The 14,637-nt window shown below is 34.9% G+C and carries 16 protein-coding genes; 2 read left to right on the top strand and 14 right to left on the bottom strand.

What is annotated here, in order from left to right:
- Positions 1 to 69: 69 nt before the first annotated feature.
- The 7 genes from H529_RS0102835 to rplU form a co-directional block, all read right to left on the bottom strand.
- Positions 70 to 1,485, bottom strand: a complete 1,416-nt coding sequence (locus H529_RS0102835; RefSeq protein ID WP_022855055.1) for a DUF342 domain-containing protein — start codon at positions 1,483 to 1,485, stop codon at positions 70 to 72.
- Positions 1,482 to 2,849, bottom strand: a complete 1,368-nt coding sequence (gene tilS / locus H529_RS0102840) for a tRNA lysidine(34) synthetase TilS (RefSeq protein WP_022855056.1) — start codon at positions 2,847 to 2,849, stop codon at positions 1,482 to 1,484. The genes H529_RS0102835 and tilS overlap by 4 nt, the downstream gene beginning before the upstream one ends.
- Positions 2,839 to 3,600 (bottom strand): hypothetical protein, encoded by a 762-nt coding sequence (locus H529_RS0102845; RefSeq protein ID WP_022855057.1) that lies wholly within the window; start codon positions 3,598 to 3,600, stop codon positions 2,839 to 2,841. Before H529_RS0102845 ends, tilS begins: the two co-directional genes overlap by 11 nt.
- 6 nt (positions 3,601 to 3,606) lie before the next feature.
- Entirely contained in the window at positions 3,607 to 5,025 is a 1,419-nt protein-coding gene (locus H529_RS0102850; RefSeq protein WP_022855058.1) for a FapA family protein, read from the bottom strand.
- A complete protein-coding gene (gene plsY, locus H529_RS0102855) occupies positions 5,018 to 5,629 on the bottom strand; it encodes a glycerol-3-phosphate 1-O-acyltransferase PlsY (protein ID WP_022855059.1) in 612 nt (203 codons plus the stop codon). The genes H529_RS0102850 and plsY overlap by 8 nt, the downstream gene beginning before the upstream one ends.
- A 97-nt stretch (positions 5,630 to 5,726) precedes the next feature.
- The gene (gene rpmA, locus H529_RS0102860) at positions 5,727 to 5,981 is read right to left on the bottom strand and encodes a 50S ribosomal protein L27 (RefSeq protein WP_022855060.1); all 255 of its coding nucleotides are present in this window, start codon (positions 5,979 to 5,981) and stop codon (positions 5,727 to 5,729) included.
- Positions 5,982 to 5,996: 15 nt separating this feature from the next.
- Positions 5,997 to 6,305: a 50S ribosomal protein L21 gene (rplU, locus tag H529_RS0102865; protein WP_022855061.1), complete on the bottom strand. Its 309-nt coding sequence runs from the start codon at positions 6,303 to 6,305 to the stop codon at positions 5,997 to 5,999.
- Between the two features lie 290 nt (positions 6,306 to 6,595).
- On the opposite strand from rplU, the gene H529_RS0102870 reads away from it, so the two are divergent.
- Both H529_RS0102870 and H529_RS0102875 read left to right on the top strand, forming a co-directional pair.
- Entirely contained in the window at positions 6,596 to 7,225 is a 630-nt protein-coding gene (locus H529_RS0102870; protein WP_022855062.1) for a CDP-alcohol phosphatidyltransferase family protein, read from the top strand.
- Positions 7,218 to 7,880 (top strand): 2,5-diamino-6-(ribosylamino)-4(3H)-pyrimidinone 5'-phosphate reductase, encoded by a 663-nt coding sequence (locus H529_RS0102875; RefSeq protein ID WP_022855063.1) that lies wholly within the window; start codon positions 7,218 to 7,220, stop codon positions 7,878 to 7,880. The genes H529_RS0102870 and H529_RS0102875 overlap by 8 nt, the downstream gene beginning before the upstream one ends.
- Here H529_RS0102875 and H529_RS10950 read toward each other — a convergent pair.
- The 7 genes from H529_RS10950 to H529_RS09935 form a co-directional block, all read right to left on the bottom strand.
- Complete coding sequence (locus H529_RS10950; RefSeq protein ID WP_211209638.1) at positions 7,871 to 8,746, bottom strand: NAD(P)-dependent oxidoreductase; 876 nt, start codon at positions 8,744 to 8,746, stop codon at positions 7,871 to 7,873. The two genes, H529_RS0102875 and H529_RS10950, sit on opposite strands and share 10 nt — an antisense overlap.
- Positions 8,747 to 8,754: 8 nt before the next feature.
- Positions 8,755 to 8,910: a hypothetical protein gene (locus tag H529_RS11555; protein ID WP_155984461.1), complete on the bottom strand. Its 156-nt coding sequence runs from the start codon at positions 8,908 to 8,910 to the stop codon at positions 8,755 to 8,757.
- Positions 8,907 to 10,082, bottom strand: a complete 1,176-nt coding sequence (locus tag H529_RS09925; protein WP_022855064.1) for an iron-containing alcohol dehydrogenase — start codon at positions 10,080 to 10,082, stop codon at positions 8,907 to 8,909. The genes H529_RS11555 and H529_RS09925 overlap by 4 nt, the downstream gene beginning before the upstream one ends.
- A gap of 88 nt (positions 10,083 to 10,170) precedes the next feature.
- Positions 10,171 to 12,147: an acetate--CoA ligase gene (gene acs, locus H529_RS0102890; protein ID WP_022855065.1), complete on the bottom strand. Its 1,977-nt coding sequence runs from the start codon at positions 12,145 to 12,147 to the stop codon at positions 10,171 to 10,173.
- Between the two features lie 49 nt (positions 12,148 to 12,196).
- Entirely contained in the window at positions 12,197 to 12,589 is a 393-nt protein-coding gene (locus tag H529_RS09930) for a CBS domain-containing protein (RefSeq protein WP_022855066.1), read from the bottom strand.
- 240 nt (positions 12,590 to 12,829) lie between these two features.
- Positions 12,830 to 14,137, bottom strand: a complete 1,308-nt coding sequence (locus H529_RS0102900) for an amidohydrolase family protein (protein WP_022855067.1) — start codon at positions 14,135 to 14,137, stop codon at positions 12,830 to 12,832.
- Positions 14,138 to 14,142: 5 nt separating this feature from the next.
- A partial coding sequence (locus H529_RS09935) for a DRTGG domain-containing protein (RefSeq protein ID WP_022855068.1) occupies positions 14,143 to 14,637 on the bottom strand: 495 nt, incomplete at its 5' end.

The following is a 14,637-nucleotide window of genomic DNA, read 5'->3' on the forward strand; positions in this document are numbered from 1 at the left end:
TTCAACTTTTTTATTTGAAACTATAGCTTAAAAACATAAACTTAAATTTTTAAAACACCTTTTTATCTTTTAGATTTTTTTACAATTGACACCACTTTCTTCATAAAAGAAAACTAAAGGACCTTTTATTTCTTCTGTGACGATTTTTTGTTGGTCAGATATACCGATGATAACCCCTGGATAGACCTTTTCTAAAACTTTTACGGTTTTTTGTTTAAATAAACCAAGATTTTTTTTCAGTTCTTTTAACCTTTCTAATAGTTTTTTCAATTCTCTGTCGTAAAGCTCATACTGTTCAAAAAGTCTTTTGATTATTTTTTCTTTTTCAGGAGTAACCCTACCCTCCTTTATAAGCTTCTTCCCCATCTCAATTCCTGTTTGTAATTTATTTAAGGTTTCTTCATAAATAATACTTTTTTGGAGTACCTCAAAATACTCAGTGATCAAATCTGTCTTATATCCTGCATAAACCTTAGTAAGAGTCTGGCTTTCGTTGCCTAAAATTTTAACCTCTACGTTACCACCACACTTTATTTCTGTACCATAAATTAGACCTTTACCTATAGTAGCTAAACAATCTCCTGAAACTATAGCCTTAACAAAAATCATGTAATTTTTAATCAAAAGATCTCCGTCTACTTCTAAACTTGCATGCTCAATCCCTTTAACCTCAGCTCTACCTTTTACCTTAACCTTAGTTTCTTCCCCTCTTAGGATCCCATCACACAGAAAATTCCCTTCTACCTCTATCAAAACTTTGTTTTCTGTCCCTCCGTAAAGTTCTAAGTCTCCCTTGACCCTAACCTTAAATCCAAACTTTATGTCTCCTTTAATAGTTAATTTTTTACCTACAAACATTATGTTACCTACAGAAAAATCTACATCACCTTCGATGGTATACTCTGGCAAAATTTCAAGTTTATTACCCTGTAAACCCACCACTCCGCTTGTTTTAGCCTTAACCCATCCTTCTTCGTCTATAAAAAAATTTTTCCCTAAGATTATCTTTGCAGATTCCCTTACCTCAGGAGAAGGTATAGGTTCCCCTAAAACATTCATACCTGGTATACCTGGAATAGGAGGAATCCATTTTGCTATAATTTCGTTTGGTTCAACACAAATAAGTCTTTTAGGTGCTTCTCTCAAATCTTGAGTATCTAATTCGAGTTTTTCGGTCTTAGGCTCTGACAATAAAGGGGCAAACTTTTCTAAAAATTCTAACTTTTCCGGAATAGGTGGTTTGGGAGGTGTTCCTTTTGCTACTATCAGTTTATTGTCTACAAGCTCTGGCTCCTCTAAAACTCCAAAAATGTTTGCTTTTTTCAATTCTTCTTTTATTGTTTCCCAGTTTTTGATAAAATCTTTAAGAAGAACCCATTCTGAAGGTTTTACAGGCAAATATACTAACATTTCATCTTGACTTAGATATAAAAGAAAATCTCCAAACCACAACCCCTCTTTTTTAAACTTTAACTTGTCTATCATCTTAAAGAATAGACCTCCAACACCAATGCCTCTTGATTTTCTCTTATCTTATATTCTGGGTCAACATATATCTTCCATATAGCTACGATTTTTCCTTTATGTTCTATGATTAAAACCTGATCTCTAAGATGATGGGCTACACCCTTTTCTTGGAAAAACTTTTTTATCTTTTTATGTCCTAACCCAGGGATAAAAACTCTATCTCCAGGCTTTCTGTTCCTAACCTTAAAAGGAAAAGTAAGTTGCTCAGCTGAAAAACACATCATCAAAGGTGTTTCCTTTACTTCCTTTAAAGATTTCATCTTATAAACTTTTAAAATCTCTTGAGTTGGAAGTAAATATTCCCCTTCTGCCGTTACTTCTAGTTCAAAATAAGGGAGAGCAGGGCTTTTCTTAGAAAAAGCTAAATAACCTGGACCACGATAGGCTATATAGTCTCCAGGAAGGCTTACAGGACCTTTTATATTCTGGGTAACCAAACGTTCTAAACTTTCAAGATGAGTAAAAGTAATCCTAAACAAAGGTAGACCTATCTCTTGAAAAACCAGAAAGTATATTCTTTTTCTTAAAGTAGGAGAAAGATTTTTAAGTTCATAAAATTTTAAACGCAGTGTGTTTCCCTCAAACACTTTTAATTTTTCATAATGCTCTTTAGCAAGATCTTCGATAAGCTCCTCTTCTTCTGCTATGATTAACGCAACTTTTTTAAGATTTTGTTTAATGTTTTTGTTAAAGGTTTGTTCTAAGTATGGAATTAAAAGATGTCTTACTCGGTTTCTTAAAAACCTTAAATCATCGTTGGTTGGGTCTTCAACCCATCTAAGTCCTCTCTCTTGAGCAAAGTTTTTTATTTCTTCTTTACTTACAAATAAAATAGGTCTTATGATAAGGTCCTCTCGTTTAATAGGTATTCCTGCAAGACCTCTTTTACCAGTACCTTTTATAATTTTTAAAAAAATTTCTTCTGCCAGGTCATCTAAATGATGAGCCAGGGCAACTTTTTGAAAATCATACTTTTTGGCTAAAAAATACCACAATCTGTATCTTAATTCTCTTCCTGCCATTTCTAAACTAAGTTTTTCGCGCTTGGCATAAAGAGGCACAGGAGAAGCTGTATAAAAAAAAGGAATTCCCTTTTGTTTGCAAAGTTGATACACAAACATCGCATCTTGATAGGAATTCTTTCTTATTTTGTGGTCATAATGAGACACAAAAAGGGAAAGTTGGTACTCCTTTTTTAAGAGACAAAAAACTTCTAAAAGGGCTACAGAATCAAGCCCACCAGAGATAGCAAGAAGCACCCGGTCTCCTTTTTGTAAAAGCTTAAACTTTTCGATAGCCTGTCTAATGGTGTTAATAAACATGCCTAAGGATATCTTTAGTGTTTTCAGGATAAAGCTCGTAGGCCCTTTTAGCAAGTAATGAAAGTTGTTGATAAACCTTGCCCAAATCGGGAAGAGGTTTAAATTCTTTAAAAATTAAATCCGGGGGCGGAGGTGTCTCTATTTTTAAAGCCTCAGAAAGAGAAGACCAAACTTTTTCTTTGTCTTCTATAGCACCAATTTCTAATCCTTCTCCAGAAAGTCTGTTAAAAAAACTTAAAATATAACTTAAATCAAATTTTTTATAAAAGTTTTTGGTTTCTTCTTCTAACTCTTGATAAAACTTTTTAAGGTTCTCTAATCTAGATAAATATTCCTCTAAAATCCTACTAAACCTTTTATACACAGTAAAAAAAAGTTTTACGAACTTACTTTTGGTAGTTAGAGCAAAGGAAGAAGTTACATTAGCAAAAAGCTTTTTTTTTAGAGTCTCTTCAGGCTGAGTAAATTCTTTAGAAAAAATTTCTTTACTTAAAATACAAACTTCTCTTAAAGGAAAATCGGTAGCTTTTTCAAATGCAGAAATTAAATCCTCATCTTTATTTAGTAGAAAAAAAATCCGCCAACTGTTGTTAAACACTCTCTTATATAATTTTTTTAGTTGGTCGCATTCCTCTTTGAAAAGGTTCCATTTTTCTTCTAAATAGACTTTTTCTCTAAAATAGTTTTCAGCTATTTCTTTTTTGATTTCTATGCTTAAACTTTCTGAAAACTCATCCCAGTCTTTTATCATTTTGCTTTAACTTTTCTGGATATTGATCTTATCATTTTCTAAACTAAAAACTATCGGTCCAGGTATCTCCTCAACAACTGTATAAAACACATCAGCAATCCCTACCATAACCCCTGGATAAATCTTTTCTTGAACTTTGATAAACTTAGACTGATACAAAGAAAGTTCTTTTTTAATGGTTTTTAGTTGTTGTAAAAGCTCTTCTAACTCTTTAGAATAAAGTTCATATTGTTTTTGGATCTTTTCGAGAATCTTTTGCTTTTCCGGGGATAAATTTTTTTCTTTTTTAAGCCTTTCTCCTAACTCAATGCCCCCTTTCAGTTTGTTTAAAGTCTCTTCTAAAAGTATTGAATGTTGGAGCTTTTTTAGATAGGTATCTATCAAATCAGGTTGGTATCCGGCTAAAATTTTGGTAGAAGTATGGTTTTCATTTCCTAAAACTTTAGCTTCTATAACATCAGAAGCTTTAACCACCCCTCCATAAATGATCCCCTTACCTACATTAGCCTCTATCTTTCCAGACACAAAGGTTTCCGAAAAAATAAGATAATTTTTTACTACTAAATCTCCCAAAACTTCTAATTTAGCATGCTCAACCCCTTTAATCTCTGCCTTACCTTTAACTTTAACCTTAGTTTGTTCTCCTCTTATGATCCCATCACACACCAAATTTCCTTCTACCTCTATTAAAACCTTGTTTTCTGTTCCTCCATAAATTTCTAAGTCCCCTTTGGCCTTCACCTTAAAACCAAACTTTACATCTCCTTTGATAATCAACTTTTTACCTATAAAATCTATATTTCCTACAGAAAAATCCACATCTCCCTTTATTTCATATTCAGGAAAAATATCGATTATATTTTGCTGACAAACCACAACCCCTGCCTGTTTAGCTTTAATAGATTTTTCTTCATCTATGAATAAATTTTTTCCTAACTGGATCTGAGATTGAGAGGAAGGTTGAGGAGCCTGAAGTGTTTCTCCAAACACATTAACCCCATCTAAACCAGGAATAGGAGGATACCATTTTCCAACTACTTCGTTTTCTTCGGCACATACTATTTTTCTATGAATCTCTCTTATATCTTTTCTCTCTTCTTTATCCTGTAAATCCACAGGCTCATCTTGAAAAGAGACACACTTAGCAAATTTTTCCAAAAGTTCTATTTTTTCTGGTACAAAAGGAGTGATAGGTACTCCCTTTGCCACAACCAATCTATTATCTAAAATCTCTGGTTCTTCAAGCACCCCAAAGATACCTTCTTCTATAAGTCTTGATTTAACTTGAGGCCAAACTTCTTTAAATTTTTTAAGATTTTCTTCAGTAGGTATTTCATCCCAGAAAAACATCAATTCATCTTCAGATACTTTAAACCCAAACCCTTCCAAATTAAGCCCTTCTTTTTTTAATTTATCCTTATCCATGAGGCTCTTTTTTCCAAGATTTTTCTTCTCCTCTTAAAAGCCTTTTTATGTTCTCTTTATGCTTATACCAGATTAAAATACCTAAAAAGGTTGCACATATTATATATTCGGTAGGATAGTTAAAAATAAAAAGGTTTATAGGCAAGAAAAAAGTTGCTATTAAGGATCCTACAGAAACAAAACCTGTCAAAGCTACACCTGCTAAAAAGGTTAACAAACTTACTAAAATAGCTTTAGGTGCAAGAAATAGAAAAACACCTATGGTAGTAGCAACTCCTTTTCCACCTTTAAAACCCAAGAAAACAGAAAAAAGATGGCCTAATACAGCGAAAAAACCGGCTAAAGAAAGGATTAATTCTTGAGAATACGGTGTTTTTGAGCTTAAAAAAAAGGCTATTAAAAGAGCTAAAACACCCTTAGAGGCATCTCCTAAAAAGGTTATAAAACCCCACTTTTTGCCCAGAAGTCTGGCAACGTTAGTAGCCCCAGGATTTTTACTGCCTTCTTTTCTTGGGTCTACTCCAAAGGGCAAACAGACCACTAAGGCAAAAGGAATAGACCCTAAAATATAGCTTAATATAGAGATAAAAATTAAATAAACCACAAAGAAATTTTAAACGAATTTTTAAAATTGACAAGAAACAAGCAGGTAAAAATGAAAGGTCAGTACTAAAAATAGCACTGACCTTTAAAATTTTGGGCTATAAACTGGGATAAACGCTGACTACTTTTCTTCCGTTTTTGGTTTCAAACTTAACAAATCCACTTATCTTTGCAAAAATAGTATAGTCTTTGCCAACACCCACGTTAAAACCAGGATGAACCTTGGTACCTCTTTGTCTAACGATGATTTCACCTGCTTTTACAAACTGACCACCATACCTTTTAACCCCTAAACGTTTAGAGTTAGAATCTCTTCCGTTTCTTGAAGATCCTCCTGCCTTCTTATGAGCCATTTATCCTTCCCCCTATTACAAAATTTCCTTAATTTCTAACGTAGTTATAAGCTGTCTATGCCCTCTTTTTCTTTTATAACCTTTTTTGGGTTTTTTCTTAAAGACTATTACTTTCGGTCCTTTAGAATGTTCTACCACAGAAGCAATGACCTTCACTCCTTCGACTAAAGGGGTCCCCAGTTTTATTTCTCCATCTTTATTAACTAAAAGAACCTCTGAAATTTCTACAGTATCTCCTACATTAGCTTCGACTTTTTCTACTTTGATTTTATCACCAGGTTTTACTACATATTGCTTTCCACCAGTCTTGATCACGGCAAACACGAAAATCCCTCCTTCCTGAAATTTTTCACCTTAAAAGATATCTTAAAAACAGGTTTTGTCAATATTGTTTATCCGTTGTTTTAAAATTTGTTTTCTGTCAAGAATAACCCTGACATTTTAAATCATCTATTCATTTTTTAAATACCACATGATTTTTTATATAAAATGTTAATTTTTGAAAAAGAGAGACTTTTCAAGAAAGAGTTTATCCTCGGTAGAACAATCTATTTTTAGCCTCCAAATGCTGTTATTTTATTGACTTTTAAACAAATACTAATAAAATATTTATCATGAACCTTACTTCAAAACGGGCTTATTTTAAAAGATTTTATTTCCCTTTAAGTTTTTTACTCTACAAAAGTAATCTTTCTCCTAATTTTATTACTTCTCTTTCTTTAGTATCAGGAACGATAGCTGGTGTTTGTTTTTATTATGAATATTTATTGACAGCTGCCTTTTTGTTACTTTTATCAGGTCTTTTAGACCTTATGGATGGAGAAATAGCAAGAATCTCCGGCAATACCACTAAGTTTGGAGCAGTTTTTGATTGGATAGCAGATAAGTGGGTAGATGGTATAGTTTTAGGTACTATTGCCTATATCTATACTGATGCCTTTTGGACGATATTAGCTATAGTATCTTCTATGCTCCACTCCTTTCTCAAGCCTGTGGTATATGCTGAAATAGGATATCAGGTAAAACTAAAAGGAAAAATCCAAGATCCTTTAGAAAACGTCGGTTTTTTTGGTCGTCCTGAAACTCATCTAAGCATCTTAATCTTTACCTTTTTAGAAAAATTTACCCCTTATGAAATCGGACTTGAGTTTGGCATAAAATTTATTACTGTTTTTACTTTATCTTCTCTTATTACAAGGCTGGTATATCTATATCAAAACTTTAGAGGGATAAAAGATGAATAGACCTTATGTGATAATAGTATCTGAGGTTACGATAGACGGAAAGCTTACGTTATATAGAGGAGCTTCAAGTAAAGAACTAATGAGTTTGATGACCAAAGAAGTTTACTGCTATTTACATGGCATAAGGGCTGAGGTAGACGGGATCATGGTAGGTTGTGAAACAGTAAGAACAGATGATCCAAGTTTGACCGTAAGGTATGTAGAAGGTAAAAACCCGGTGCGAATCATTCCTTGTTCTACGGCTAACGTGCCTTATAACGCTAACATCTTTTCTAAAGATGCTCCTACCATCATTGCTACTACTAAAAGAGCTCCTAAAGAAAAAATCGAAAAACTTAAAGAGCTTGGGGCTGAGGTTATCGTTGCCGGAGAAGAGTTGGTAGACTTTGAGGTACTTTTACCAGAGCTTTATCAAAGAGGAATTAAAAAACTGATGGTAGAAGGAGGGTCTTCTATTAACTGGGAGTTTGTGAAAAATAGATATGTAGATGAAATAAAGATCATTCATCTTCCAGTGATAGTAGGTGGAGAAAACGTACCTACCTTTGTAGGTGGAGAAGGGTTTAAGTCGCTTACCAAGGTATTAAAACTAAAAATCCAAAAATTCTTTCAGATAGACGATTTTTTGATTTCTGAGTGGAAAGTTCAAAAATAAAAAGAATAAGTGGTTAAAAGGCATTTGTTTTTCACAAATTGAGTTATGGTTTGTGCTACCCAATGTATGTTTCTTCGTAGAGCATCTTTAGTGTAGTGTGCGGTATGGGGGGTAAAAATAACATTAGGATAACTCAAAAGATGAAGGGTTTTCAAAGCTTTCTCATAATCTTGAGGTGAAAATCTATTCTTTAAAATTTTTTCCATTTCAAGTAATAGCCTTTCTCCTTCAAATACATCAAGAGCAATCCCTCCTTGTAGTTTTCGATTTTGTAAAGCCCATATTAAGGCCTCTGTCTCTACTATAGGCCCACGAGCGGTATTAATTAACATAGCTTCATCCTTTACTAACTTTATATTCTCAAGATTTATCATATGATGAGTTTTAGAATAATATGGAACCATAACTACTATTATATCAGAATGTTTTAACAACTCCTCTAAAGAGACATAACTTACCCCAAATTTTTCTTTTAACTGAAGGTCAGGCTTTATGTCATGCGCTAAAATTTTCATACCTATTCCGTAAGCTATCCTTGCAACTTCTTTCCCTATGTTACCTGTACCTATAATCCCTATGGTTTTACCAAATAAGTCAAACCCCAAAAGTCCTTCTCTTGAAAAATCTAAGTTTTTAACCTTTGAGATGGCCGTAGAAATCCTTTTTGCCAAAGTAAAAATAAGACTGATAGTATGTTCTGCTACGGTGGTAAAAGCAAAATAAGGAGAATTGACTACTACGACACCTCTTTTTTGACAGGACAAAATATCTATATGGTCTGTACCCGTAGTTCTTGTGATAAGAAGTTTTAAGTTAGAAAGTTGATCTAGCACTTTTTCGTCAACCAAAGAACGAAGGTAAATCACTGCCACATTTAGATTTGAATAAGCATTACCCGTAAACTATCCAAAGGTTCTGAGGTGAAAATAACATCTAAATTACTTAATGATTCTCCTAAGTTTTGTTTTAAAGTTTCTAAATAAACTTCCTTTTCCCAGTCTCTTTCGATTTCAAAGATACCTATTTTCATGGTTTAGACTCTCCAAAATAAGCTGTATAAAATACTTTACTTACCTCTTCTTTAGAGTACTCATCGGCTACTTGCCATATCGTTAGGATATGATAAGCCTTGTCTATCAAGTACTCTAAATCTTCTTGAGGGAGTTTTAAATCTTTTAAAGTATAAAGAAGTCTCAGGTCCCTTAACCAGTTTTCAAAGACTTCTATCCCCATCTCTACAGAGATTTTATCTTCTACTTTTATGTTGAGAACCTTTTCAAAAAATTTATGAAGAAGTTTGTTTTTTTTATAAACCTTCATCCAAGCATAAGTTATGACCGCTAAACCCAGTCCATGAGGAAGGTCATATACTCCGCTTAAGGTATGTTCTAAGGCATGGATAAAAAACCTATATTTTCCCATACCTGCCTTAGATAATCCGCATAAAGCTAAGGAAGAAGCCCACATAAGATTAGCCCTGGCTTCATAATTAGTAGGGTCATACATAGCAGCTTTAGACCACTTCATAAGGTTTTTCATCAAAGCTACCATGAGGTCTTCTGTAAGGCAGTCTTTCTTATATTCTCTACTTATAAAAACCTCAAAAACATGAGAAAAGGCATCAAAAGCTCCATAAGCGGTATAATCAGGAGGTACAGTAAAAGTAAAGGTAGGGTCTAAAAAAGTAAATTTAGGGAAAATCCAGGGAGAGTTCATAGAAAGTTTAACCTTTGTTTCATCGTTTACTATAACGCTTATGTTGTTTAGCTCTGAACCAGTACCAGCGATAGTAGGCACTGCTATTATAGGGAGAGCTTGTTTAGGAAAATCCTTTCTTTCATAAAAATCCCATATCTTTTCCTCTGCAAAAACCCCACAGGCTATAGCCTTGGCGGTGTCTATTACACTTCCACCTCCAGTAGCCAAAATGAAATCAACCTTTTCTTCTTTGGCTACCTTGATACCCTCTAAAACCTTAGATAAAAGAGGGTTAGCCTTTACTCCTCCAAATTCTATATATTCTATCTTAGCTTTTTTTAAAATCTCTTTAACTTGGTCATAAACCCCGTTTCTCATTATGGATCCTCTTCCAAAAACCCAAAGAGCCTTTTTTCCTATACCAGAAACTTCTTTAGGAAATTGTCTCAAAACTTTTTTACCGAAAAAAACTTTTGTAGGAAGATAAAACTCAAAATTCTTCATCAATTAACCCCCTTCTAAAATAAAAATAGACCTATAGGGCTACCCCTATAGGTCTATTTTTAATCAAAAACAGAAATAAATCAACCGGTTATTTTAAATTTTTTCTCGACTCTACCAGTTTCTCTACCACCTCAGGTTCTGCTAATGTGGTGGTATCTCCCAAGTCTTCAAACTGTTGTGCTGCTATCTTTCTTAAGATCCTTCTCATGATTTTTCCGCTTCGAGTTTTAGGTAACCCAGGTGCAAAAAGTATGAAGTCAGGGGTTGCTATAGGACCTATAGCTTTTCTAATATGAGAGACCAACTCTTTCTTAAGTTCTGAAGTAGGCTCAAACCCTTCTTTAAGTACAATGTAAGCAAAGATTCCTTCTCCTTTGATATCATGAGGGAATCCAACCACTGCAGCCTCTGCTACCGCAGGGTGTTCTACAAAAGCAGACTCTAACTCCATCGTACCAAGCCTGTGTCCAGAAACGTTGATAACATCGTCAAGTCTTCCCATAATCCAGAGATAGCCGTCCTCGTCTTTTCTGGCACCATCTCCTGTGTAATAATATCCTGGAAACCTACTAAAATAAACCTCTTTAAACCGTTTTTCATCTCCCCAAATCCCTCTTGCCATACCAGGCCAGGCTCTTTTGATACAAAGATGACCTCCCTCGTTGATGTCTGCCTCTGTTCCGTCAGCTCTTAGGATAACAGGCTCTATTCCAGGTAAAGGATAAGTAGCTGAACCAGGTTTCTGAGGTACTGCAAAGGGTATGGGGGCTATCATGTGTCCACCGGTCTCGGTTTGCCACCAAGTATCTACTACAGGACAGCGTTTACGTCCTACATTAACATAAAACCAAACCCAAGCCTCTGGGTTTATAGGTTCTCCCACCGTTCCTAAAATCCTTAAGCTCGAAAGATTGTATTTCTTAGGCCACTGATCTCCCTCTCTCATCAACGCCCTTATCGCTGTAGGAGCTGTATAGAGAACAGTTACACCATAACGGTCTACCAACTCCCACCATCTTCCTGGATCTGGATAAGTTGGAACCCCCTCATACATAAAAACCGTAGCTCCTAAAGCTAAAGGACCATAAACTACATAAGAATGCCCGGTAATCCAACCTATATCAGCAGTACACCAATAGATATCGTCTGGTTTTAGGTCAAAAACCCACTGGGTGGTATGAGCGGCATATACCAAGTATCCACCTGTGGTATGGTAAACCCCTTTAGGTTTTCCTGTAGTACCTGAGGTATATAAAATAAAAAGAGGGTCTTCAGCATCCATTACTTCATATTCACAATACTCAGCTACACTTAAATCTTTTTTTAAGTCATCGTATAAGATACAACGGTTATCTTTTAGTTCTATAGGATCACCAAAACGGTTTAACACAATACAATATTCTACACAATCACAATCTCTTATAGCCTCTTCTGCCCTATCTAAAAGAGTTATTCTTCTTCCAGCTCTATAAGTGCCATCACAAGTGATAACTACCTTAGCCTGAGCATCAAGGATACGAACTTTAAGGGCCTCTGAAGAAAAACCCCCAAACACTACACTATGGATAGCCCCTATTCTGGCACAAGCCAACATCGCTGCCACAGCCTCTGGCATAGTAGGAAGATAAATGGTTACCCTATCACCTTTTTCTACACCTAAATTTTTTAAAATCTTAGCAAACTTACATACCTCACTATGTAGCATATTATAGGTATAAACCTTGGTGTCTCTGTCAGGTTCTCCTTGCCAAATGATAGCAGCCTTATTTTTTATAGCTGGATTGTCTAAATGTCTGTCTACACAGTTAAAACAGGCATTTAACTTACCACCTTCAAAAAACTTGATCTCTGGCTTGTAAAAATCCCAATAACAAGTCCTATCCCAGTACTTAAACCAAGTAATCAACTCTTTAGCCCTTTCAGCCCAAAATTCATCAGGGTCGTCTAAAGAATACTGATAAATTTGTTTATATTTATAACGAGAAGAAATGTAAGCCTGGTCTTTACCTTCTTGAGGGGGATAGAAAATCCTCCCCTCTTTTAACAAAGATGTCAACTCCGCCATGTCTACCTCCTTTTTAAAGTTTTTTTCAAAATATTAAAATTTTTTTCTGTTATACATGAGGTTTTATGATATCTCTTAAGGTTATCATACCTACCAATTTTTCTCCTGAAGTAACCGGAAGCCTTACTACATTTGCCATCGCCATAAGTTTAGCCGCATATTTTATATCATAATAATCAGGAACGGTAATACATGGTTTGGTCATAACCTCTAAAACCCTAACCTTTTCCAAAGGTAGCCCCTTCGCTATAACTTTATAAACTATATCTTTAACCGTGATAATCCCGTAAGCATCTTGTTCGTCTACCTTATCGACTACCAATCCTCTGTAACCAGTTTTCATCATCAACTCTGCTGCTTCTTTAACCGTAGCGTTGCCATCGATAGTAGCTACTGGAGTAGTCATTACATCTCTAACTTTTATCTTTTCAATCTCTATCATAAGCCCCTCCTCCCTATAAAATAATTTTTTATGGTCTATTAAGTTTTATATTACAAACATAACAAAATTTAAAATAGCTTTGTTAAAAATTTCACTAATCTAAATTTATAAGGGTATGCTTTATATAACAAGATTTATGCCTGTCTTCTTATAATCAAAAATTCACAAAAAGCTGGCTTTTATGAAAAAAATAAGTGATGAAAAAGACCTCAATGAGAAAAAATACCTCAGTTATATCTTCTAAGAAAGTATCTTCAAAACCTCTTTTTTTATTTTTTCTATCTCTTCTCTTATCTTTTCTTCATCGACAGTCAAAACTTGATAATTTTTCATAATCCATTTTCCCTCAACCATTAGGTGAGAAACACAACCTGCCTTTGAGGTATAGACTATAAGGGCAAGAGGATTGTAGTCTGGTTGTAAAGAGTGGTTGCTGAGGTCTATCACAGCTAAATCTGCTTTATAGCCTATAGAAAGTTTTCCTGTATCTAAAAAACCTAAGGCTTTACTTCCTCCTTCGGTAGCAGCGTAGAACATTTCTTTAGCGGTAATAATCGTTGGATCTTCATGTATCCCTTTTTGGATTAAACAGGCTGTCCTCATTTCAGAAAACATATCAAGGTCGTTATTACTAGCAGGCCCATCAGTACCTAAGGCCAAGTTTATACCTGCTTTTATTATTTCAGGGATAGGGGCAACCCCTGAACCTAACTTTAAATTACTCTCTGGACAATGGATAAAACTGGACTTAGCTTTAGACATAAGTTCTATTTCTTTAGGAGTTACCCTAACCCCATGGACAGCTATAAGATTTTCATTAACCCCTCCTATTTCAGCCAGAAGTTCTATAGGGTTTTTACCATAACGCTCCCTTATCAACTTTATCTCTTCTTGATTTTCAGAAAGATGGATGTGAAGTTTAGCTCCATATCTCTCAGAAATTTTGATACAAGACTTGACCGTATCTGGAGAGCAAGTATATAAAGTGTGAGGACATACCGATATTTTTATTAAAGGATGGTTTTGAAAATTTTTTAACAAACTTTCTGTAAGTTCTAATCCTTTAACTAAAGGACCATAATTAGGAGAAGGAAAATCAAAAAGCCCTTCCCCAAGTAACCCTTTTATTCCAGCTTCTTCCGTGGCTTTTATCACCTCTTCTTCAAAAAGATACATATCACAAAAAAGAGTAATCCCTGACTTTATCATCTCTATTAGAGAAAGCAAACTCCCCCAATAAACCCATTCTCTTTTTAATTTAGCCTCTACAGGAAAAATATATTGGGTTAACCATGTCATCAGAGAAAGGTCCTCTGCTAAACCTCTTAAGATACTCATAGGAATATGGGTGTGCCCGTTAACCAACCCCGGCATCAGAATACCGTTTTCAAATACCTCTCTTTCTATGTTTGGGTATTTACTAATAAGTTGCTCTTTAGTACCTATATCTAAAATAACTCCTTTCTTTATAAAAACCCCACCTTCTTTTATAGGAGGTTCATAAGCCGAGGACACTATCCATTTGGCTAAAATCAACCTCTCATCCATATTGTCTAACCTCTTACTAAGTTTAAAAATTTTTCTAAATTAAGCTCTTTGGCTACCATCTCTTTAGCCCTTAAAGCCTTACCTTTTTCTTTTAAGATGGCTTTGCCTACTAAATTTTGGATCCTGTCAACCGATGAGAAGGTATCAAGAGAGGTCACCACAATTGGCACTCCCTTTGTCTTAGCTATGTTTACCACCATCTCGCTTGGATATAACCCACCTGTCAAAAGTAAACACTTGGTAGAAGTCTCTAAAGCTAAAATCTGAATGTCTGTCCTGTTTACCCCTGTTATCACTAACTTGTTAGGTATCCTTAAAAAATACCTCATCGCATTCTCAGGGTCCATCGCACCTATCGTAATGTTCTCTACAAACTCATCAAGCTTGTCCTCACAACACACAATACCCCCGTTAACCACCTCAAGTAGCGTCCTAACCGTTACTGCCTCAAGCAACTTGTCCTTCTTGAAAATCCCTAAAACCTCTACACCCTTACCCTC

This window comes from Thermodesulfobacterium thermophilum DSM 1276 (assembly GCF_000421605.1).
Taxonomy (GTDB): domain Bacteria; phylum Desulfobacterota; class Thermodesulfobacteria; order Thermodesulfobacteriales; family Thermodesulfobacteriaceae; genus Thermodesulfobacterium; species Thermodesulfobacterium thermophilum.

Bases quoted from the DNA above. Each gene is read 5' to 3' on its own strand.
- H529_RS0102835 (WP_022855055.1), bottom strand. From the start codon at position 1,485: ATGATAGACAAGTTAAAGTTTAAAAAAGAGGGGTTGTGGTTTGGAGAT.
- tilS (WP_022855056.1), bottom strand. From the start codon at position 2,849: ATGTTTATTAACACCATTAGACAGGCTATCGAAAAGTTTAAGCTTTTA.
- H529_RS0102845 (WP_022855057.1), bottom strand. From the start codon at position 3,600: ATGATAAAAGACTGGGATGAGTTTTCAGAAAGTTTAAGCATAGAAATC.
- H529_RS0102850 (WP_022855058.1), bottom strand. From the start codon at position 5,025: ATGGATAAGGATAAATTAAAAAAAGAAGGGCTTAATTTGGAAGGGTTT.
- rpmA (WP_022855060.1), bottom strand. From the start codon at position 5,981: ATGGCTCATAAGAAGGCAGGAGGATCTTCAAGAAACGGAAGAGATTCT.
- H529_RS0102870 (WP_022855062.1), top strand. From the start codon at position 6,596: ATGAACCTTACTTCAAAACGGGCTTATTTTAAAAGATTTTATTTCCCT.
- H529_RS0102875 (WP_022855063.1), top strand. From the start codon at position 7,218: ATGAATAGACCTTATGTGATAATAGTATCTGAGGTTACGATAGACGGA.
- H529_RS11555 (WP_155984461.1), bottom strand. From the start codon at position 8,910: ATGAAAATAGGTATCTTTGAAATCGAAAGAGACTGGGAAAAGGAAGTT.
- H529_RS09925 (WP_022855064.1), bottom strand. From the start codon at position 10,082: ATGAAGAATTTTGAGTTTTATCTTCCTACAAAAGTTTTTTTCGGTAAA.
- acs (WP_022855065.1), bottom strand. From the start codon at position 12,147: ATGGCGGAGTTGACATCTTTGTTAAAAGAGGGGAGGATTTTCTATCCC.
- H529_RS09930 (WP_022855066.1), bottom strand. From the start codon at position 12,589: ATGATAGAGATTGAAAAGATAAAAGTTAGAGATGTAATGACTACTCCA.
- H529_RS0102900 (WP_022855067.1), bottom strand. From the start codon at position 14,137: ATGGATGAGAGGTTGATTTTAGCCAAATGGATAGTGTCCTCGGCTTAT.